We start from the raw sequence: 18,299 nt of genomic DNA on the forward strand, positions 1-18,299 counted from the left end.
TCGTTACCCGTTACTCGTGTATCCGTTGTTCACCGATCTTTCGATGTGACAGATCCGCCGCCAACCCCCTGGAGATCTCTTCCCGATCCGTGAACGTCAGCTCCTGGCCCCGCACCCAGTCCTCCGATCAGTAGACAGCCCTTCTACCAGAGCTGACGCACTGACCGCTTGAGACCGCCCCCTGCAGATGTTCGGGCCGGTCAGCTCGAATGACCGCCGTCCCGCGTGTCGCCGGGACGAAGGTTTCGCAGAATATCGAGCACGGCCGCCGCATCACGCACGGCGGAGGGCGGCAGCCGGACATAGAGCTGAATGGCGGTGACCCCGGGCTGGATGTAGCGCGCCACCTGCTCGCGGCACTCCTCGGGGCTGCCATGGACGAAAAGGCCGTCGACGACCGCGTCCGGCAGCGCGGCGGCCGCACCGGCCCGGTCGCCGGCCAGCCAGCGGGCGTGGCTGTCCGCGAGGAGGTCGCCGTTTCCGAGCCACTGATGAAAAGCGTGGTACGGCTCCTGGTTGAGGATCCATCCGAGGAACGGCCGCGTCGCCGCGCGCGCCGCGGCACTGTTCGTGGTGGGCGCCACGAACACCTTGACCACCAGTTCCTGGCCGGGTCGCCTCGGCCCGGCGGCCTCGACGACCCGCGGGACGTCGTGGGCGAACAGCAGGTTTGTGACGGCACCGTCCCCCTCGGCGAAGCCCAGCCGCAGCATCCTCGGCCGCAGGGCCCCGAGTATCACCTTGGGCGTCACCGCCGGCGGCTCGGCGAGCGCGAAGCCGCGGATCGAGAACGTGTCGAAATCGCCCGCGACGACCTCGCCGCGCAGTGCGCGGGTGAGGAAGCGCAAGGTGTCATGAGTGCGTTGGAACGGCTGGGCGAAAGGGATCCCGTTGATGTCGCTGACGTGCGCGGGCACGGATGACCCGGTACCCAGCACGAGCCCGCCGGAGGTGAGATCGGCGAGTGTGGCGGCGGTCTGCGCCAATACGGCGGGGCCGCGGGTGAACACCGGCACGATCGCCGACGCCAACCGGAGTGACGGTGCCCAGGCGGCGCCGACGGCGAGCGGGGTGAACGCGTCCGTTCCGCCGCCTTCGGCGGTCCAGACGTCGGTGTAGCCGGCGTCGACGAGGCCTTCGAACAGCGGCCGGTGCGCGCGCAGCGGCAGGCCGGGAAGTGGCAGGGTGACCCCCCAGCGCACATCTCCCTCCGACGTGTCGGCGGTTCCTTCTGACGTGTCGGCATTCATGCGATCATGCTCTCCTCTCGGTGTCATTGCTGGAGCGTTCTTGCTGGGATGCAGGCGCGGGGCGTGGGGGACATGAGCGTGAGCGGTGGAACCGCCTTCGACCCTGGGTCAGAGTCTCGTGGTGGCGGTCTCCCCCTCCAAGGCCGAGTTGGCGGTGGCGGCCTCGGCCTCGGCGATGATGCGGCGTTCCTCGTCACGGTTGGGCCGGTACTGGAGGACCGAGTAGGCGAGGGCGGCGGTCCAGACGGCGTAGATGACGGTGTAGCAGATATAGAGGACGCGCTCGGAAGCGCCGATCCAGTCGCTGCGCAGCAGGGTGCGGGCGTTGGTGAGAATGATGTCGCCGACGCCGGAGCCGAGCACGCGCGGCGGAATGTGCCGGACGAGCCAGGCCGCGATCGGCGCGGCGATGACGCCGCCGATCAGCAGGGCAGCGACCCAGACGAAGTCGATGTTCTTGGAGCCGATGCCGACGATGAAGCCGATGCTGGCGGCGATCGCGATGAGGAACTCGCTGGTGTCGATGGAGCCGATCGTCTTGCGGGGTTCCAGGCGCCCGCTGGCGAGGATGGCGGGGGTGCCGACCGGGCCCCATCCACCCCCGCCGGTCGAGTCGACGAAGCCGGCGACGATGCCGAGCGGAGCGAGGAAACGCTTGTGCAGGGGCTTGCCGAGGTTGCCCTTGGGCAGGCCGACGACGGTGAACCGGATCAGGACGTAGAGACCGAGCGTGAGCAGGATGATCGACATGAGCGGAGCGGCTGTCTCGGTGGACAGGCTGGACAGAACGTGGCGCCCGCGAACGCGCCGACCGCCCCGGGCAGGGCTTCGGCGTAGTGGCGTGACGTCCGTTTCATGATCATGTGAGTCCGAGGAGGGCGAGCGGTCGGCTGGCGTCGCGGGCGTTGTGCCGGAGGCCGGCGGCGATGCTGCTCTTCCCGGCGAGGCGAAGGGCGCCGATGGCGAGGTTGCGCCAGGTCGCCATGGCGCGGGGTGCGGAGCCGGTTCGCAGCTGGGAGGCGTCCTCGGCGAACGTCACGTCTCGGACGTGGTGCAGGGCTTCGATCTTCCAGTGGCTGCGGATCAGCCGGGCGAGCTCGGCGGGTGTGGCCTGTTCCGCAGTGAGGCTGGTGACTGCGTAGACGGTCTTGATGCTGACCTTGCCGGTCTTGCGGTCCACTCGGCGGCGCTTGAGCTGGACGGCCTGGCGGGCGCCGGGAAAGAGCAGGCTGTTCACCGTGCACACCTTGATGCGGCGGATCTCGCCGCGGCCGTGGCCGGTGTCGCGGGTGCGGCCCTGCAGCGGGATCTGCTTCCAGGGAAGGGACTTGAGCTGCTTGTGGAGCTTCTTTTGGTTCCCTTTCACGGTCACGATGTAGTGCGCGCCTCGGCCGAGCAGGTACCTGGCGTGCTCGCGCTGGGTGTGCATGGCGTCGCTGGTCACGACCACGCCCGCCAGGGCGGCGAGGGTCTCCAGCAGAGGCTGGAAGCAGGTGATCTCGTTGGTCTTCTCGCCTACGTCGAGTTGGGCCAGGACCAGGCCGGAGAGGTGGTCGCAGGCGGCGAGCAGATGATTCTTGCGGCCCGTGGCCCTGGCCGCTCCGCGCAGGGTCTTGCCGTCGACCGCCACTGCGTGCAACCGACCCTCGGCCCCAGCGCGCCGGTCGGCCAGCCAGCGGCCCACCGCCCGGTCCAACGCGTCGCCGTCGATGCGGCCCAGCAGCCGCCGCACCGTCGCCTCCGCCGGCAGGCACCGCTTCGGGGACAGCGGATCGGGCCGTACGCCAAGGCGCTCCAGGACGGACGGCGGGGCGTCGGTGATCCACTCACCCACCGCCAGCAGAGAGGTCGCTCCGGCCAGAACCGCGCACGCGGTCAGCGCGAGCACGACGACCAGAGCGTGCCGTACGCCGCGCGGATCGCGAGGGTCGGGCACCTCGGCCAGTCGCTCCAGCAGGCCCGGGATCTCTTTGGGCACGGCCCCGGGATGCTCGCGGAGTTGGTCAAAGCCAGGCGGGATCGGCGATGATGCGTCGGCAGGCACGGTCTTCCTCTCGGATCACGGGACGTCGAGAAATCCATGATCTTGGAAGCCCGTGCCTGTCACGTTCCCAGAACCCCGTTGAACTGACAGACCGTCACGAATCGGGCGTCAAGCGACTACGGTGAAGCCCTGGCTGCCCGCCCAACGACGAACCCCCGCTCTTCCGCGCTGGAAGGACGGGGGTTTGCTGTGGGGAGGTCACGTTCGCAGGTCGCGATCGTCGACCAGGACGGTGCGGTGCAGGTCAACCGGAATCTACCCAACGGGGTCGGGACGGTGCTGCGGGTGATCGGCGATCCACGTCCATGCGGTCCACGTGCCGTGTCACGGGCCGGTGGTGCCAGGCGTTTTCACGCCCGCCCTGGGGCACGTCATCCGCCCGCGGCGTCCTCGGCCTCCCAGCGCAGCAGGTCGCCCGGCTGACACTTGAGCACCTCGCAGAGCGCGGCGAGCGTCGCGAAGCGCACCGCCTTGGCGCGGCCGTTCTTGAGTACCGCCAGGTTGGCGGGAGTGATCCCTACGCGGTCCGCGAGCTCGCCCACGGACATCTTCCGCCTGGCCAGCATCACGTCGATGTCGACGGCGATCGGCATCAGATCACCTCGTCCAGCTCGGCCTGCATCTGCGACGCTTCGACGTCGCGCGCGACAGCCTGGGCGAGCAGCATCCGCAGCACGAGCACGATGAGCGCGACCCCCAGGATGGCCACGCCAACCCCGCCCATGATGACGGTGACGCCCGGGTCGTCCCGTTGGCCCGGCGCATTGAGGACCGTGACCGCGAACCATACGAGGGCAGCCGCCACGATCGCGCCGATCACGCCGTCCACGTACCGGAAGGCGGCGTGGGAGAACACGGTTCCGCGTCGCACCATCGTCACCAGCCGCCATACGCAGACTAGGGCGACCTGGACCGACGCCATGCCCAGGATCGTGATCACGCGCAGCGGGGTCAGCGGGAGCGACTCGTCCTCCGGGTCGGTGGCCAACGCCCACACCATCAATGCCTGTACGAGCACGGTGCCGGCGAGCACCACCACGAGCACGGCGCGCAGCGCATGCACTGTCAGCTTTCCCACGGCCCATCCTTCCATCGAGTTGCGATGGAAATCTATCGAATTTCGATAGATGAGGCAAAGGCTGGGACGGAGGGTGGGCGGCGGTTTCGCACCGTGGCGGGACGCCGCCACCCCTCCCATGGCATGGCGTTCGTGCGAACCGTCTTGATCTTGTCGAAGTCGGCCTCGCTTGAGCACAAATCGGACGCCACCCGACTACGCCGAAGCCCTGGAGTGCTCGGTGCGCTCGAGGTGCGCGATGACGACGATCGCGAGATCGACATTCCGGGCTCCCGGCGGCGCGCCCTGCTGGTCCGGCTGGCACTGGACGCCGGCCGGCCGGTTGGCGGCGCCTCACTCGTAGTCGCCGTGTGGGCGGACGCGGACCAGCAGCCGGCCGAGGAGGCCAACGCCCTACAGACCCTCGTGTCACGGCTGCGTCGCTCGCTCGGTGACGGGACACTGGTCGTCAGGTCGGGCGAAGGTCATGCAGCACAGGCTGCCGGGCCACGCTGGCACGGCGCGTACACGCCGCTGGCGCGTGCTGTCCCCACTCCACTGCGGACTGCCGCGGGCTGTGGTTACCGCAGCGGGGACGGTCGGTGATGACGGGGGAGGGATCAGTGATGACGGGGAAGATCGTGCGCGACGCGGATGAAGCTACGGACGAGAGCGGTCTCCGTGGTCGTCCGCCAGACAAACCCCATCTCGAAGGGCGGCGTGTCCAGCAACCGGGCGTAGAAGATGTCACGTCGAGCATGTCGCCGGGCCACCTGAATATCCACCGTGCTGATGGCCTGGCCGGCGGCGACGACCAGCAGGATCTCGTTCAGAGTGGCAACTGCCGGCCCGCGCGCGAGAGCCTTCCCGAGCGGAGTCTGTCGGGGCAGGTGGGCGTCCCGCCAGTAGTCCGGCACAGAAGCGACAACATCTGCGAACGTGTCGTCGGCGACGTCCTCCAGACAGACCGCCTCGCGACCGGCGAGGCGGTGCCGGCCGGATAGCGCCAGCAGTTTGGGTTCGCGGAGGAGGATCCGGCCCGTGGCCAGGTCGGGTTCGAGTACGGGGAACTTGGTCAGCGCAAGGTCGACCTCCCCCCGGCGTATCGGTCCGTACTGGTCGTCGAGATGAATCTCGTGGAGCGAGATCTCACAGTCCGGATGGTGGTCGTGGAACACCTGCATGGCGGCGAGGAGAAAATCGCCGGCGGTGGGTCCGAGGAAACCCACGCGAAGAACTCGGTTGACCTCGTAAGCGGCGGCAATAGCCTTTTTGAGGGCCGCGTTTGTCAGCGCGTGGGCCGGTTCCAGATCGTCACGGAACTGGCAGCCGATCGGGGTCAGCGCCACCGTGCGGCTGGTGCGTTCGAACAGCGGAGTCCCGATGCGGCGTTCCAGCCGCTGGATCGTCTGGCTGACCCGCGCCTTCGACAGGCGTAGACGCTCGGCGGCACGCCCGAAGTGCAGCTCCTCGGCCAGGATCAGGAACGCTTCGACCTCATGTCGTTCCACCGCCAACCTCCCTGATCGTTAACCGGACGCGTCCGATTGTTTCGTTCTTCCCGGTTGTTCGTCCATGGCCGCCGGGGCCAGGGTGGGCATGGTCCGCTTCACGCCGATCCTCAGGAGAGCCTTTACCATGACCGTGCTGATCCCCGGGTTCGATTACCAGCGGGTGCCCGTCGGTGACGTGACGCTCAATGTCGCGGTAGGAGGCCACGGAAGTCCCATTATCCTACTGCACGGATTCCCGCAGACACACTTGGCATGGCGGCATGTCGCGACGGATCTCGCCGCCGACTATCAGGTTATCTGTCCGGACCTGCGGGGCTACGGCGAGAGTGACAAGCCGGCCGACGATGCCGGCCACACCGTCTACAGCAAGCGCACGATGGCCGTCGACATCGTCGCGCTCGCCGGTCAGCTCGGCCACGACCGTTTCGCCGTCGCCGGTCACGACCGTGGGGCGGGTGTCGCCTTCAGAGCCGGCTTGGATCATCCCGACCGGATCAGCCACCTCGCGGTCCTCGGGGTGATTCCCATGACCGACCTGTGGAAGGCGATGACCGCTCAGCTCAGCGTTGCACTCTTTCACCTGTACTTCATGGCTCACCCAGCCCCGCTGCCAGAGCGAATGATCGGTGCGGATCCCGACGAGTACTTCGGCTATTTCCTGGACGTCTGGGTCAGTGATCCGGCTGCGATACCCGCCGACGTGCGGGCGGCCTATCTCGCCGCGGCGCGCAGACCAGAGAGCATCCGCGCGATCTGCGCAGACTACCGGGCAGGAGCATGTGTGGATGGCCGTCACGACGAAGAAGACCTTGCCCGGGGCAGGCGGCTCACGATGCCAGTCACCGCTGTGTGGAACCATGCGGCCGGGACTGTGCCTCCCTTTGACTTCGAAGGAGCCTGGAGGACGTGGGCACCAAAGCTTCGCAGCGTCGTCCTCGACGGCGGTCACCTGCTCCCCGACGACCGACCTAAGGAGGTCACGGCCGCCCTGCGGACCCTGCTCGACCAGACCTGAGCGGGGCGTGATCCGTCGCCGATTCCTCGACGGCACCGACCAGCGGCGTCCCGACGAAGCTCAGAATCAGTGCCGCGACTACTCCCGCCACCTGACGGTGGCCGCCCCGGGACGCTCCAGCCCCGGGACGCCCACGTCGCGAGACGATCATCGTGACGGACGATCGCCACGCCTGGTAGGAGTGGCAGCCGCAGCTTTTTCTACAGCTCTTTCTACGCGAGTGACGGCTTCTCCTGGAGTGTCTCGACACTCCAGGAGAAGCCGTACGGGACGAGGAAGTCCAGGAAGTCCGCGACCCCCTAAGCTTCGGACGGCGCAAGCACACCAGGCTGGACGGGCTGCGAGAGCAGCCGTCGGACGGCCTCGACCGCGATCACCGCGGTGCATCCGTAGATGTCACGACCCTGCAGGACGCCGCGGGCACGGCGTCCGTCGGAACCGACAGCGTCCGCAACGATCGTGAACGCGGCCGCGGGCCGCCGCTCCTCGGTAGGCCCTTCTGGAAGACCGTTGACAATCTCGGCCACCGCGTCCACGGACATCTGGAGAAGCTGGAAGAACTCCGGTGTGGCGGCGCTTGCGTTGATGACGACCGAGAGCTGACCAGTTCGCACATGGTGGGGAACGGTGACAATCTCGCACCCAGGCCAGTTCATGACCGGAGTCGGCCCGGCGTTTCGAGGAAATGCCACCGAGGTGTGGTTGGTGGGTGGTTCTCCTGGGCGCCATTTGCCGTCGACATAGCTCAGCTGGTCGCCGGTCATCATGGCGAACGCCGACCGCAACGTGCCGCGAGTCATGTCGAAGTCCTGCATGTCGTAGGCGATGACAAGGTCGGAGACCGGCGTGACAAGCTCAGCGGTGGCGTGCGCAAGCAGGTCGGCGGGAACGATGTCGTGGCCGGTCGCGGGCACGACTGTCACCCCGTCGCGCTCGGCGTCGGCGGTGAGGTCGTCGGAAGACGCCTTTGACGAACATCTGCTCGGCGCTCGTGTCGACGTAGTGGCATCCCGCGGCGATTGCAGCCCGCACCACCGGTTCGCCCAGTTCCAGGAACGGACCCGCACAGTTGATGACGGCGTCGCGGCCATGGAAAGCGGCTGCGAGGTCGGCCGGTCGATGCCGGCTGGCCGTACGGCCACATCCACCACGCCTCCGTCCACCCTGGCGCTGTTGCTGCTGTCCGGGCTGTGTGGCGTGCTGCTGTCAAGCTGTCGCGACAGGGCGTGCAGCCACTGCCCTAAAAACTAGGCCGCTTCGTCCGTTTTGGGTAGGTCCGATGGGGTGATCTCGATCGTGTAGGTGACGTAGTGGCTGCGTTGGGTCCGTCGTTGGGTCGGGGTCCTGGGGCTGGTTCGGTGTCGGTCGGTGCGATTGCGTGGTGCGGCGCAGATCGCGGCGGTCAGGTCGGCCTGGGCGGGTAGGTGGCCGCAGGCCGTGCATGGCGCGTGGCCGGTCAGGTGGTCGCGTGCGGCGCGCAGGACGGCGGTGTAGGAGATCGTGTCGGGGTCGACGCCGAGCTCGACGGCGGCAGCGACGGCCTGGTCGACCAGGGTGTTGTGCACGAACAACAGGCCCCACAGCTCCTGTTCCGCGAGTGGCGCCGACTCGCCGTGTAGCTCGGGGGCTGCCCCGCGCAGCGTCGACTTGATCGCCTTGTAGGTCAGCTCGGCCTGCCAGCGCTCCGCGGAGCAGGCCGCGATTTGCTCCGCGGGGTGGGCGACGTGGTCGAGCAGCGTGGTCAGTACCCGGTAGCGGCTGCTCGTGGACGTCCCGGCCTGGTCGGTGACGGTGACGGTGAACTCGACGAGGCGGGCGATGGTGTCGGGCAGCCGGGGTGCCTTCTTGTCGCCGAGCCGGGCGCGGCGGCGGGAGAGCATGCTGGCGGACTCGCGCAGCAGGACGAGCTGGGAGCCGTCCAGCAGCGTGCGTAGCACCCGGGCGGGCAGGCTGTGATGGCCGTTCCTGACTCGCCAGAGCAGCGCGGCGCCGGTCGCGGAGGCCTTCTGCCAGCGCTCCATCGAGAAGAAGCCCCGGTCGGCGAGGTTGAGCGTGCCGGGCTTGAGCGCCGCCAGGAGCCGGTCGAACAGCTCCTGCTCGGAGACGCTGCTGGAGTCGACCTCGGCGGCGAGCACGCAGCGGGTCCCGGCCGCGACGACGGTGACCACCCGTGCCTGCGGGCATCGGCCCCCGGTCGGGGTCGCGAACCGCTCGGCCATGCCGTCGCGGTTACGCAGGTCGAACACAGTGCTATCGGTGGCGGTCAGCAGCAGGCCGAAGCGCCGCGCGCCCCGGGCCTCGGGGAGGTCGCCACGGGCGGCGTCGGCCTCGAACAGGGCCCGGACCACCGCCGGGGCGAGCTGGCCACGGGCATAGGAGAAGGCGGCGTCGGTGACCGGCCCGTCGAGCACCGTGCGCGGGTGGAAGGCGGCGAGCTGGGGCCAGAGCCTGCGGATCACGGACGCGGCCCCCTCGTGGAGGAACAGGCAGCGGCCCACCAGCAGTGCCACGGTCACCTCGCCGACCAGCACCGCCCGCCGGTCACCGACATGCCCGGCGGCGGCCAGCGCCGCGAGGGCCTCCTCGGGCGTGACCAGCACCCACAGCGGCGCCGTCTCGGCCACCGCACCGGCGAGCCTTCCGCCCGGCCCGGCGAGCACCGCCTCCCGCAGCGCCGAGGCCACCGGCGGCTCGGACGGGGCCACGGAACCGGAGGGCCCCGAGGGAGCGGACGACGACGCGGGCGTGGCACACTTCAGCACCGAAGCTCCTGCTCTGGCGGGTTCTAGGCAAACCGCGTCATACCAGGAGCTTCCTCCCTTTCCAGATCCGGGCGTTCCGGCGGAGTCGCTCCCGACCGGGCCCTGCCACGAGAAGCCCGAGAATCAACGACCAGGCAGCATTCACAACGCGCCACGCCCCGCCAACTCGACCCGCCGAATCGGGTGGAACGGACCAATCGACCTACTTTTTAGGGCAGTGGGCGCACGCCTCATCGCTCGTGCGGGGTGTTTCGATCCCTCGATGGGAATACTTCACCCGGTTCCGCACCCCGATCAGCTGTTACTTTCGTTGCACGGCAGAGGAAGGGAGCAGCAATGGCGACTTCACCCCGGCACCGCGGCACCCCGTCCGCACGGCCCCGTCCGCACCCCGACAGCGCCGGCGAGACCCCCGGCAGACAACGGCGGAAAGCATCGTGACGAGGGCGGGCGAGGATGCCGGAAAGAGCGCGGCAGCCGGCCGGCCCAGTGGTTTCCCAGCGGCGCTCGGCGTGTCCGTCGTCTGCTGGTCGGTGGTGGGCTTTCTCGCGTTGTGGGCAGGAATGGACGCGCTGGGCAACGACCCCGACCAGCAGACCGCGCAGGAACTGCGCGACCAGTTGGGTGAGGGCACGGTACGCACAACCGCAACGGTGCAGTCGCAGGACCTGCTCGCGCTGGGCGTCGGCATCGCCGTCCTGGCCGCGGTCGTCGCCCTGCTGCTGCGCAGACGATGGGCCCAGCACGTGCTGCCGGTACTGGCCGTCCTGTCGGTGATCGTGCTGGCCTCCGGCGGCCACTGGGGAGCCGCGCTGGTCTTTCTCGCGTTCGTGATCGGCGCAGCCGTGCTGCTCGCCGAATCGACGCGGGATTATCTGCAGAAGAAATAGCCGACGGCGGGGCCGCCTCCCACCCGGCCCCGCCATACTCCCTCGTACCCCACTCCCTCCCTCGTGCTCTGTTCCCTCGTAGCCCCGCCTCCGCTCAACGCAACCGACGGGTCTGACGCCCTTATGTTCGTCAAGCCACTGTCGTGGCTGATCCGGTCGTCCGGAGAACTACGAGGCGCTGCTCGCCGCCGCGAAGGGCGCCACACCGATCACCCGCGCCGTCTGAGCGTCGGTGCCGGTGTCGAGTTGGCACCAGACCGTCTTGCCGGAGTGGGTGGGTCGGGTGTCCCACCGGGTGGCGAGTGCATCGACGAGGATCAGGCCACGACCGTATTCTTCCTGCTCGTCGGGGTGGAGGATACGGGGGAGGCGGCTGTCGCTGTCGGAGACCTCGATGTAGAGGGCCGTCGGGGCGCTGCGGAGCACGAGTTCGCCGGGGACTCGGGAATAGCGGATCGCATTGGTGACAATCTCGCTCACTAGGAGTTCGGCGGTATCGACGGCTTCGGGCAGCTGCCAGCTGCGCAGTGCGGTGGTGACGGCGTGGCGGGCCTGCCCGACAGCACTGAGGTCGGGGGTGAGCGGGATGGTGAGCGTGCGGGTGTTGGTGGCCGCGGCGGCCCGAACAAGCAGGAGCGCCACGTCGTCGTCCCGACCGGCATGATCGACCAGGCGCATCAGCCGGTCGGCGGTGGCGTCCGCGGTGCCGGCGCCTGCGAGAGCCTCCTGCAGCCGGCTGATCCCCTGAGAGACATCGATGTCGCGTGACTCGACGATGCCGTCTGTGTAGAGCGCGAGCGTCGCCCCGACGGGAAACGGGTGGCAGGCCTGGACGAAAACCTGTCCGCCGATACCGAGAAGCGCGCCGTCCCCGCCGGCCAGGAGGCGGACACGGCCATCGGGATCACGCAGGGCGGGAGGGGGGTGGCCGGCGTTGGCGAGGACCATCGTCGCGGTGGCAGGCTCGAAGATCGCATAGACGCAGCTCGCCAGGGCACCGTCAGGCCCTGCCCCGATGGTCTGGACGAGGTTGTCCAGATGGGTGAGCACGTTGTCGGCGGGCAGGTCGAGCGAGGCGAACGCCCGGGTGGCGGTGCGGAGCTGACCCATGACGGCGGCGGCGGTCACACCGCGGCCGACCACGTCTCCGATGACGAGAGCGACCCGACCCGCCGAGAGTGGGATGACGTCGAGCCAGTCCCCGCCTACCTCGACACCGATCGGCGGACCCGGCCCGACACGAGGCGACCGGCCGGAACCGGACCCCGGCTCGTACCGCCAGGCGATGTCCATTCCAGTCACGGCCGGGATATCGGGTGCGAGCAGGTTGCGCTGCAGCATGACAGAAACCTCCCGCTCGCGAGCGTACGCGCGGGCATTGGCGATAGCGGCCGAGACACGCTCACCCAGGTCGGCGGCTATCTCGACGTCGTCGTCGGTGTAAATACGCCCGGAAAGGCCGACATGTGCAACCATGGCCCCGTGAAAGAAACGCCCCACCAGCAAGGGCACCGCGATCCCCCAACGCAGCCTCAGTCGCCGGAAGTAGTCGATGAAGCCAGGGGTCTGGTATCCGCTGATTAACGATTCATCGTCAGCCGCGTAGTGAATTGGACGACCCGACGCAAAGGCTTGGTAGATCGGAGAATTCCGGTTGCAGGAAAGGATTTCTCCGACAGCCGAGAATGGGATATCGCAGCTTTGCAAGGGTGGATCGGAAACGCGTGTGATTATGGCCCGGCGCAATTTCAACAGCTCCGGTCGGGCGTCTTTGCCAAGAGGCTCGTCGAGCAGGTACACGCTGCAGGTGTCGGCGAATTCCGGTACCACCAGATCGGCTATACCCTCCAGCGTGGCGTCCAGTTCCAGGGATCGCCCGACGAGTGCGCTCGCCCGGCTGTGCAGCCGCAGTCGCCGCTCCACCCGCGCACCTTCCCGCTCGGCACGGCGCTGATCCGTCACATCGACCAGTATCACGCCAACTGCCGCGGGCAACCCCTCGCAGTCCCGGAGCGGAAAGTACGAAAAGCGCCAGATACGTTCCTCCTGCGGGAACATCACGGTCCTACCGGTGATCTCCGTGTCTTCAACCGGTTCACCAGTGGCCAAGACCCACCGGGCAAGCTGCCACACCCGCGGGTCCACATCCGGCAGCAGCTCAGGGATGGGCGTGCCCGCCATCCGCTCGCGAGACAGGCCGCTTATCGCCCGCAAAGCCCGGTTGCTCCGTCGCACCCGCAGATCCGGATCGATGATTGCCATCGCCGTCAGGCTGAATTCGATCATTTACGTGGCCAGTGGCGCGTCGAGCCCGACATCCAGTGAGTGGTCGGACAAAACGTCCTGCAAGGTCCTCTTCGGCTCAGATGTCGTAAGCCACCTCCTCCAATATGGGACAGTCGCTATAGCTGACAACCTATCCAGGATCTTGTGAACGGACAAGACAGTTTACCCGCCGGGTGGCCCGGGAGGATTTCACCCCGGGCTCCCACAGAACGGAGCGTGACAATCTCTCGTCACTCGATCGCGGTGGGTCTGTTGCGTTCGCCGGGTCCTTGATCGGGCAAGGTGGGTGGATGCGTCGACGTCCCGTCCGTCTGCCGGTTCCGGCCTCGGAGTTCACTGGGCGTATCGTTCGGCCGGCCCGGGTACCTGCTCCTGAAACGTCTGCTGTGCACAGTCCAGGCTCGGACACACCAGCCGCCGCACGGTCACCTCGATCACGACGGGTCTGCCCCCGACCGGGAGATCGGCAAGCTGGCGTCGGTGATAGCCGTGCACCCGTGCGGTGAGCGTCCCGCAGCGCGGACAGGCCACCGGCCCGGGTCCGGGCAACGACCCGCACCCTCTGCCCCTCATCGACAACGCGCTGGACCAGCACTGCGGCCAGCTGAGGAAAGACCGTCTTCAACAGCTCGGCGTCACACAGTTGCCAGCCTGTCACCGCGACGACGGCCTGTCACCACCGGAATCTTGGCAGAGCCGTTTCTTGGGCAGACCCCCAGACACTTCCCCGGGCGCCGGTTGTGCATGTACTTGCCATCGTGAGGAGTTCCTGCGCAAAAGCTGAACCTGTCTACACAAGCTGACACGCGTGTTTCACCTTCCGTTCATGCGAGCTAACTTGTCTAGTCAAGCTGGAGGGTGACACTGTGCTGGTGCGAAGACCGGCCACAAAGTGGCGAAATGATCACAGGGAGTGCTCTGCATCCGGTCGCGGTCCCGCGACGGTGCGTTGTGTTCAGGGTGGCCAAGCTTGGTGTGTTCATGAGTGAGCCGGTGTTCGTATTGCTTGCCGGGCGTCGGCTGTCGCCGCCGAAGACCTGGGGTCAGGGATTGAACGAGGCGTCCGTTGAGCTGTTGACCGAAGGAGCGTGTGCGTGAGCGCGCAACGAGCCGAGCCGCTGTGGCTGTCGCTGAGCGACCAGGTGGAGTCGGAGCTGAGCCGACTACCGGCCGGGGCGCCAGCGCTGTCGGAGCATGAGCTGGCGGCGCGGTTCGGGGTGAACCGGTTGACTGCGCGGGCGGCGATGCAGGATTTGGAGCGGCGTGGGGTGGTGCGCCGGTATCAGGGCCGGGGCACGGTGGTGGCGCGCAAGGTGGAGTACCGGATCGGTCCGGATTGGATCCCATCGTGGACGCGCACGGTCGCCGCAGCCGGCGTCGAACCGCGGACAGTGACCGAGGATGCGGCGACCCGCCGCGCGCGCAACGACGAGCGGGCCGAACTCGATCTCGGCGGGCATGATCGGGTGGTGCAGCTGGATCGGTTGCGGCTGTGCGATGGGGAGTGCGCGGGATACCAGACCAGTGTGCTCCCGGCCGCGCGGGTGCCTGGGTTGCGGGATGTGGTGGGTGTCGGCGGCTCGGTCTATGAGGCGCTCACCGAGCACTACGGGTTCGCCCCGGGGCGGGTGTGGACGCGGGTGGAGCAGATCAGTGCTCCCGGGTGGGTGGCGCGGCGGCTGGGGATGCGCGGGCGCCCGGCGGTGGTGCTGGTGCGGGGCCGGTTGGACTGTCAGCGCACCGGTGCGCCGCTGGAACTGACGTTCGCGTGGCTGCGGGCGGACATGTTCGACGTGATTGTCGAGGTGGGCGAATGGAAACGCTTGCCGGCGCCGATCCCAGTCCGGAAGGCGGACGCGTCATGAACACGGCGAACGGGGCGCGGTTGAGCGCGGAGCGCCGCGCGGAGGGTCTGGCGGCGGCTGCTCGCACCGATCGGGCGGCGTTGCTGGCGTTGGCTGAGCCGATCGCCGCCCGAAGTGATGTGGCGGTGGATGTGGCGCCGGAGCCACGAACGGTGATGACGGTCCTGGACACCCCGATCGGCCAGCAGTGCTTGACCGAGGTCGTGGTCACGACCGCCGTGGTCACCGTGGCCGGCACCCCAGGATGGGGGTGCGTGCTGGGGTGGGATGCCGAAGCCGCGTTGGCTGCCGCGCTTGCGGATGCCGCCGGCCAGGCCGGGGCCGACCGACTCGCCGAGGCCGCGTTGCGGGCGGAAGAGGCGGAACGGGCCGTCCGCATAGGGCAGGTTCGCACGACCCGTATGGAGGTGGCATGACTGCGCAAACCGAGATCGTGCTGCACGACGCGTTTCGCGCCACGCTGGTGGCGCTGTCCCACCCCGGTTCCGTACAGCCGGTGCCCGGTGCCGGGGATGTGGTGGAAGCGGTTCGGCTCGTGCTGGACGCCACCTGGGAGCCCGAGGCACTGCCGGTGGTCATCACCGGTGTTCCGGAGCCGGGTGAGTTGCTCGACCTTCCGGTCGGCACCGAGGAGGAGCCGGAGCTGGGCGCCACCGTGGTTGTTTTGGTTGACGAGGACGCGCCGGTGACGCGGGTGCGGTTGTCCGGGCCGGGCGTGGACGGTGACCTCGACACCGACCTGCCGTTGGCGGCGGGCGTGCTCGCCGAGCGGGAGCAGGCGTGTGCCGCCTGGCCACGGGGGATCGACGTCGTGGTGGTCGGCCCCGGCCCATGCGTGGTGGGCTTGCCGCGCACCACGCGGATCGCGCTTCTGGGGACGGACTGATGTACACGACGGTGCGGGAAAGCCAGGATGCGATCGACGCGTCGGCCCGGTTGACGGACCAGCAGCAGGCGGGGTTCGATGGCCACGATCGGGCCGGCACGGTGGGTGCGCTGGTGCCGCTGCTTGTGGATCAGGTAATGGCCGAGGCCGGTGTGGTCGAACCGGCAGTCGCCGCAAAGGCGATCGAACAGGCCCGCGGGGATGTCAGCCGTGCCGTGTCGCTGCTGCGGTCGTGGGTGTCCTGCCTGCCCCGCGAGGGCACGTCTGTTGTGGCGTGCAGTGATATCGAGGTGGAGCGCCGGATCACCCCAGCATTCGCCGAGCCGGACGGCGGCCAGTTCCTCGGGGCGTCGCTGGACTACGCGCCCCGGCTGCTCAACCTCGACGTTACCCCGGCAGGCGGCCGGGCGAGCGGCGATGCCGGACCGGTGGCCGAGCCAGACCCGGAACCGCTGGTGTTGCCGCGAGCCGCCGCACGGCTAGAGGAACAAGATTTGATCGCCGCCACCGAATCGACCGAACCCGTGGACCTGACCCGGCGCGCGTCGGCCGCAGGGGCTGGGCGGGGCGCCTTCCAGCATTTCTTGTCTCGTGCGGAAACCGGGGCGCTGACTGCGCTGGCCTACACCGCGGTGCGGGAGGGACCGAAACAGGCCGATCCCACGCTGGTGGAGCTGCAGGCCGGGCGGCTGCCGGTATCGGTGACCCATCCGCGGACCGGGAACCCGGTGCGGGTCGGGTCGGTGGCGGTGACCACGTGTGAGTTGGTGCTGTATCACGTGCAGGTCGATTCTTCCGGTGAGCACACCGATTCCCGGTTCACTCTCGGCTACGGCGCCACCGCCGGGCGGGTTGAGCGGCGGGCGATCAGCGCCGCGATGCTGGATGCCCGGGTCACCCGCGCCCACGCGAACTCACCGGGCACCGCCAAACCGCCCTCGGACGACGCCGATTGGTTGGTCACCGCGCTGGACGGGCAGGAAGCCACGGGTTTCGTCGAGCATCTCAAGCTGGCACATCACGTCAGCTTCGCCTCTGACCTCGATCGCGTCCGTGCGGTTGGCGAGCACACCCGGAACGACGAGGAGTGAAGGTCATGTCCGCACTGTCTGATCTGCTGCACCGCGCCGAACCGACCCACATTTCTGGCTATCTGTGGGCGTATCTGGATGCGGCGTCCAAACGGGAAATCCGCCGTGCCCTGCTGAAGGCGGTATGTATCCCGGGGCACATCACCCCGTTTGCCTCGCGCGAGATGCCGGTGGCCCGGGGGTGGGGGTCGGGTGGTTTGCAGGTCACCCTGGCCACCATCGTCGCCAGTGACACCGTGAAGGTGATCGATCAGGGTGATGACGAGAGCCTCAATGCCCGCACCATGCGCGCGTTGATCGCGGATTCCGCGGGGGTGGAGACCACGACGGACGCGCGGGCGGCGACGTTGGTCCAGACCCGGCACCGGATTCCCGAGGACGATCTCGACGACCACACCGTGCTGGTGTTCCAGGTGCCGATCTCTGATCCGTTGCGGGAATTCGAACAGCGGCCGACCGCGGCGCGGCGGATGCATGCCGAGCGTGATTACGCGGTGATCTGGCTCGGGCTCTATGAGGATCACGCCCGGTTCTCCCGGTCCCGGTTCTCGCATTCCTATCCGTGTGAGGTGGAGGGCGGCTACATCATCTCCACCACCCCGATCCCGCGTTTCGACGTGCCACGCCTGCACCAGGCGCCGTTCCTGTCGCTGTTCGGCGCCGGACGGGAAGCGGCGGTCTATGCGATCCCGCCCTACACCGACGTCACCCCGATCACCTTCACCGACCGCGAATTCGAGATCGAATCCTTCGACACCCCGTGTGCGAAGTGCGGGGCCGAGGACAGCTATCTGACCGAGGAGATCGTGAACGGGCGCCGAGCGTTGGTGTGCTCGGACACCGCCCGCTGCCGACGCCGCCAGGACGAGAAAGGCCCGCGATGACAACACCGGCCCTGGATGTCCGAGAGCTGAGCGTGTGCTACGGCGGCACACTCGGCTGCGCCGACATCTCCTTCGACGTGCAGCCCGGGGAGGTGCTGGGCATCGTCGGCGAGTCGGGTTCTGGGAAATCCACGGTGCTCGGCTGCTGTGGCCTGGACCTGCAGCCAACCGCCGGAGTGGTGCGGTTGTCCGGGCGGGACACCGCGGCGATCGTCGGTGCGCAGCGGCGCTGCCTGCGCAACCAGGACATCGGGATCGTGCGGCAAGCCGCCCATGAGGAACTTCGGCTCGGGATCAGCGCGGGTGGCAACATCGCCGAACGACTCCTGGCCACCGGGCACCGCGGGTTCGAGGCGATCAGGGCCCGCGTCGACCGCGTCTACCATGAGGTCGAACTGCCGGCCGGGCGGATGGACGCCGCCGTCGCCACATTCTCCGGCGGGATGCGGCAGCGGGTGCAGATTGCCCGTGCCCTGGTCAGCGAACCCGCGGTGCTGCTGCTGGACGAACCCACCACGGGGCTGGACGTCAGCGTGCAGGCCCGGATCCTCGACCTCATCCGGCGGCTGCAACGGCAGACCGGGGTGGCGATGGTCATCGTCAGCCACGACCTCGCAGTGATCCGGATGCTGGCTGATCGGCTGCTGGTCATGCGCCAGGGCCGGGTCGTCGAGGCCGGGGTGACGGACCGGGTGCTGTCCGACCCACGCCACCCCTACACCCAGCTCCTCGTCTCCTCCCAACTCGAGGTGTAA

The 18,299-nt window shown here is 68.4% G+C and carries 18 protein-coding genes and 2 pseudogenes; 9 read left to right on the top strand and 11 right to left on the bottom strand.

What is annotated here, in order from left to right; all coding sequences use genetic code 11:
* Nucleotides 1-200: 200 nt before the first annotated feature.
* The 5 genes and pseudogenes from CV1CTNOD_RS09350 to CV1CTNOD_RS09370 all read right to left on the bottom strand — a co-directional run bounded on the left by CV1CTNOD_RS09350 (nucleotide 201) and on the right by CV1CTNOD_RS09370 (nucleotide 4,372).
* Nucleotides 201-1,250, bottom strand: a complete 1,050-nt coding sequence (locus CV1CTNOD_RS09350; RefSeq protein WP_131785739.1) for an LLM class F420-dependent oxidoreductase — start codon at nucleotides 1,248-1,250, stop codon at nucleotides 201-203.
* Nucleotides 1,251-1,358: 108 nt separating this feature from the next.
* Nucleotides 1,359-2,074, bottom strand: a pseudogene (locus tag CV1CTNOD_RS09355) (sulfite exporter TauE/SafE family protein); the annotation flags it as partial.
* A 35-nt stretch (nucleotides 2,075-2,109) separates the two neighbouring features.
* Nucleotides 2,110-3,294, bottom strand: a complete 1,185-nt coding sequence (locus tag CV1CTNOD_RS09360; RefSeq protein WP_131785740.1) for an ISAs1 family transposase — start codon at nucleotides 3,292-3,294, stop codon at nucleotides 2,110-2,112.
* A gap of 371 nt (nucleotides 3,295-3,665) precedes the next feature.
* Nucleotides 3,666-3,887, bottom strand: a complete 222-nt coding sequence (locus CV1CTNOD_RS09365; protein ID WP_010981499.1) for a helix-turn-helix domain-containing protein — start codon at nucleotides 3,885-3,887, stop codon at nucleotides 3,666-3,668.
* Nucleotides 3,887-4,372, bottom strand: coding sequence for a DUF2975 domain-containing protein (locus CV1CTNOD_RS09370; protein WP_131785741.1), 486 nt, complete (start codon nucleotides 4,370-4,372; stop codon nucleotides 3,887-3,889). Before CV1CTNOD_RS09370 ends, CV1CTNOD_RS09365 begins: the two co-directional genes overlap by 1 nt.
* Before the next feature lie 132 nt (nucleotides 4,373-4,504).
* Here CV1CTNOD_RS09370 and CV1CTNOD_RS09375 point away from each other — a divergent pair, with 132 nt between their 5' ends.
* Nucleotides 4,505-4,957 (top strand): AfsR/SARP family transcriptional regulator, encoded by a 453-nt coding sequence (locus CV1CTNOD_RS09375; RefSeq protein ID WP_165485405.1) that lies wholly within the window; start codon nucleotides 4,505-4,507, stop codon nucleotides 4,955-4,957.
* Between the two features lie 14 nt (nucleotides 4,958-4,971).
* On the opposite strand, the gene CV1CTNOD_RS09380 is transcribed toward CV1CTNOD_RS09375, so the two are convergent.
* Nucleotides 4,972-5,862, bottom strand: a complete 891-nt coding sequence (locus tag CV1CTNOD_RS09380; RefSeq protein ID WP_131785743.1) for a LysR family transcriptional regulator — start codon at nucleotides 5,860-5,862, stop codon at nucleotides 4,972-4,974.
* Between the two features lie 127 nt (nucleotides 5,863-5,989).
* Here CV1CTNOD_RS09380 and CV1CTNOD_RS09385 point away from each other — a divergent pair, with 127 nt between their 5' ends.
* Nucleotides 5,990-6,880: an alpha/beta fold hydrolase gene (locus CV1CTNOD_RS09385; protein WP_131785744.1), complete on the top strand. Its 891-nt coding sequence runs from the start codon at nucleotides 5,990-5,992 to the stop codon at nucleotides 6,878-6,880.
* A gap of 855 nt (nucleotides 6,881-7,735) precedes the next feature.
* On the opposite strand, the gene CV1CTNOD_RS28200 is transcribed toward CV1CTNOD_RS09385, so the two are convergent.
* Both CV1CTNOD_RS28200 and CV1CTNOD_RS09395 read right to left on the bottom strand, forming a co-directional pair.
* The gene (locus CV1CTNOD_RS28200) at nucleotides 7,736-7,954 is read right to left on the bottom strand and encodes a hypothetical protein (protein WP_131785770.1); all 219 of its coding nucleotides are present in this window, start codon (nucleotides 7,952-7,954) and stop codon (nucleotides 7,736-7,738) included.
* A gap of 173 nt (nucleotides 7,955-8,127) precedes the next feature.
* On the bottom strand, nucleotides 8,128-9,642 hold the full coding sequence (locus CV1CTNOD_RS09395; RefSeq protein ID WP_131785745.1) for an IS4 family transposase: 1,515 nt from the start codon (nucleotides 9,640-9,642) through the stop codon (nucleotides 8,128-8,130).
* A 437-nt stretch (nucleotides 9,643-10,079) separates the two neighbouring features.
* On the opposite strand from CV1CTNOD_RS09395, the gene CV1CTNOD_RS09400 reads away from it, so the two are divergent.
* Nucleotides 10,080-10,532, top strand: a complete 453-nt coding sequence (locus CV1CTNOD_RS09400) for a hypothetical protein (protein ID WP_131785746.1) — start codon at nucleotides 10,080-10,082, stop codon at nucleotides 10,530-10,532.
* 168 nt (nucleotides 10,533-10,700) lie between these two features.
* On the opposite strand, the gene CV1CTNOD_RS26465 is transcribed toward CV1CTNOD_RS09400, so the two are convergent.
* The 3 genes and pseudogenes from CV1CTNOD_RS26465 to CV1CTNOD_RS09410 all read right to left on the bottom strand — a co-directional run bounded on the left by CV1CTNOD_RS26465 (nucleotide 10,701) and on the right by CV1CTNOD_RS09410 (nucleotide 13,367).
* On the bottom strand, nucleotides 10,701-12,008 hold the full coding sequence (locus CV1CTNOD_RS26465) for an ATP-binding SpoIIE family protein phosphatase (protein ID WP_242606542.1): 1,308 nt from the start codon (nucleotides 12,006-12,008) through the stop codon (nucleotides 10,701-10,703).
* Between the two features lie 516 nt (nucleotides 12,009-12,524).
* Nucleotides 12,525-12,818, bottom strand: a pseudogene (locus CV1CTNOD_RS28205) (PAS domain-containing protein); the annotation flags it as partial.
* A gap of 333 nt (nucleotides 12,819-13,151) precedes the next feature.
* Nucleotides 13,152-13,367, bottom strand: a complete 216-nt coding sequence (locus CV1CTNOD_RS09410; RefSeq protein WP_165485407.1) for a transposase family protein — start codon at nucleotides 13,365-13,367, stop codon at nucleotides 13,152-13,154.
* 545 nt (nucleotides 13,368-13,912) lie between these two features.
* On the opposite strand from CV1CTNOD_RS09410, the gene CV1CTNOD_RS09415 reads away from it, so the two are divergent.
* From CV1CTNOD_RS09415 to CV1CTNOD_RS09440, 6 genes are read left to right on the top strand one after another with little or no spacing between them, the layout of a single operon-like run.
* Nucleotides 13,913-14,683, top strand: a complete 771-nt coding sequence (locus CV1CTNOD_RS09415; RefSeq protein WP_165485408.1) for a GntR family transcriptional regulator — start codon at nucleotides 13,913-13,915, stop codon at nucleotides 14,681-14,683.
* Nucleotides 14,680-15,099 (top strand): phosphonate C-P lyase system protein PhnG, encoded by a 420-nt coding sequence (locus CV1CTNOD_RS09420; protein WP_165485409.1) that lies wholly within the window; start codon nucleotides 14,680-14,682, stop codon nucleotides 15,097-15,099. The genes CV1CTNOD_RS09415 and CV1CTNOD_RS09420 overlap by 4 nt, the downstream gene beginning before the upstream one ends.
* Nucleotides 15,096-15,569: a phosphonate C-P lyase system protein PhnH gene (locus tag CV1CTNOD_RS09425; RefSeq protein WP_131766109.1), complete on the top strand. Its 474-nt coding sequence runs from the start codon at nucleotides 15,096-15,098 to the stop codon at nucleotides 15,567-15,569. Before CV1CTNOD_RS09420 ends, CV1CTNOD_RS09425 begins: the two co-directional genes overlap by 4 nt.
* Entirely contained in the window at nucleotides 15,569-16,660 is a 1,092-nt protein-coding gene (locus CV1CTNOD_RS09430; RefSeq protein ID WP_165485410.1) for a carbon-phosphorus lyase complex subunit PhnI, read from the top strand. Before CV1CTNOD_RS09425 ends, CV1CTNOD_RS09430 begins: the two co-directional genes overlap by 1 nt.
* A gap of 5 nt (nucleotides 16,661-16,665) precedes the next feature.
* Nucleotides 16,666-17,544: an alpha-D-ribose 1-methylphosphonate 5-phosphate C-P-lyase PhnJ gene (locus CV1CTNOD_RS09435; protein WP_131785752.1), complete on the top strand. Its 879-nt coding sequence runs from the start codon at nucleotides 16,666-16,668 to the stop codon at nucleotides 17,542-17,544.
* Complete coding sequence (locus CV1CTNOD_RS09440) at nucleotides 17,541-18,299, top strand: ATP-binding cassette domain-containing protein (RefSeq protein WP_131785753.1); 759 nt, start codon at nucleotides 17,541-17,543, stop codon at nucleotides 18,297-18,299. The genes CV1CTNOD_RS09435 and CV1CTNOD_RS09440 overlap by 4 nt, the downstream gene beginning before the upstream one ends.

The sequence above is a fragment of the Protofrankia symbiont of Coriaria ruscifolia genome (genome assembly GCF_900634745.1).
GTDB classification, from domain to species: domain Bacteria; phylum Actinomycetota; class Actinomycetes; order Frankiales; family Frankiaceae; genus Protofrankia; species Protofrankia californiensis.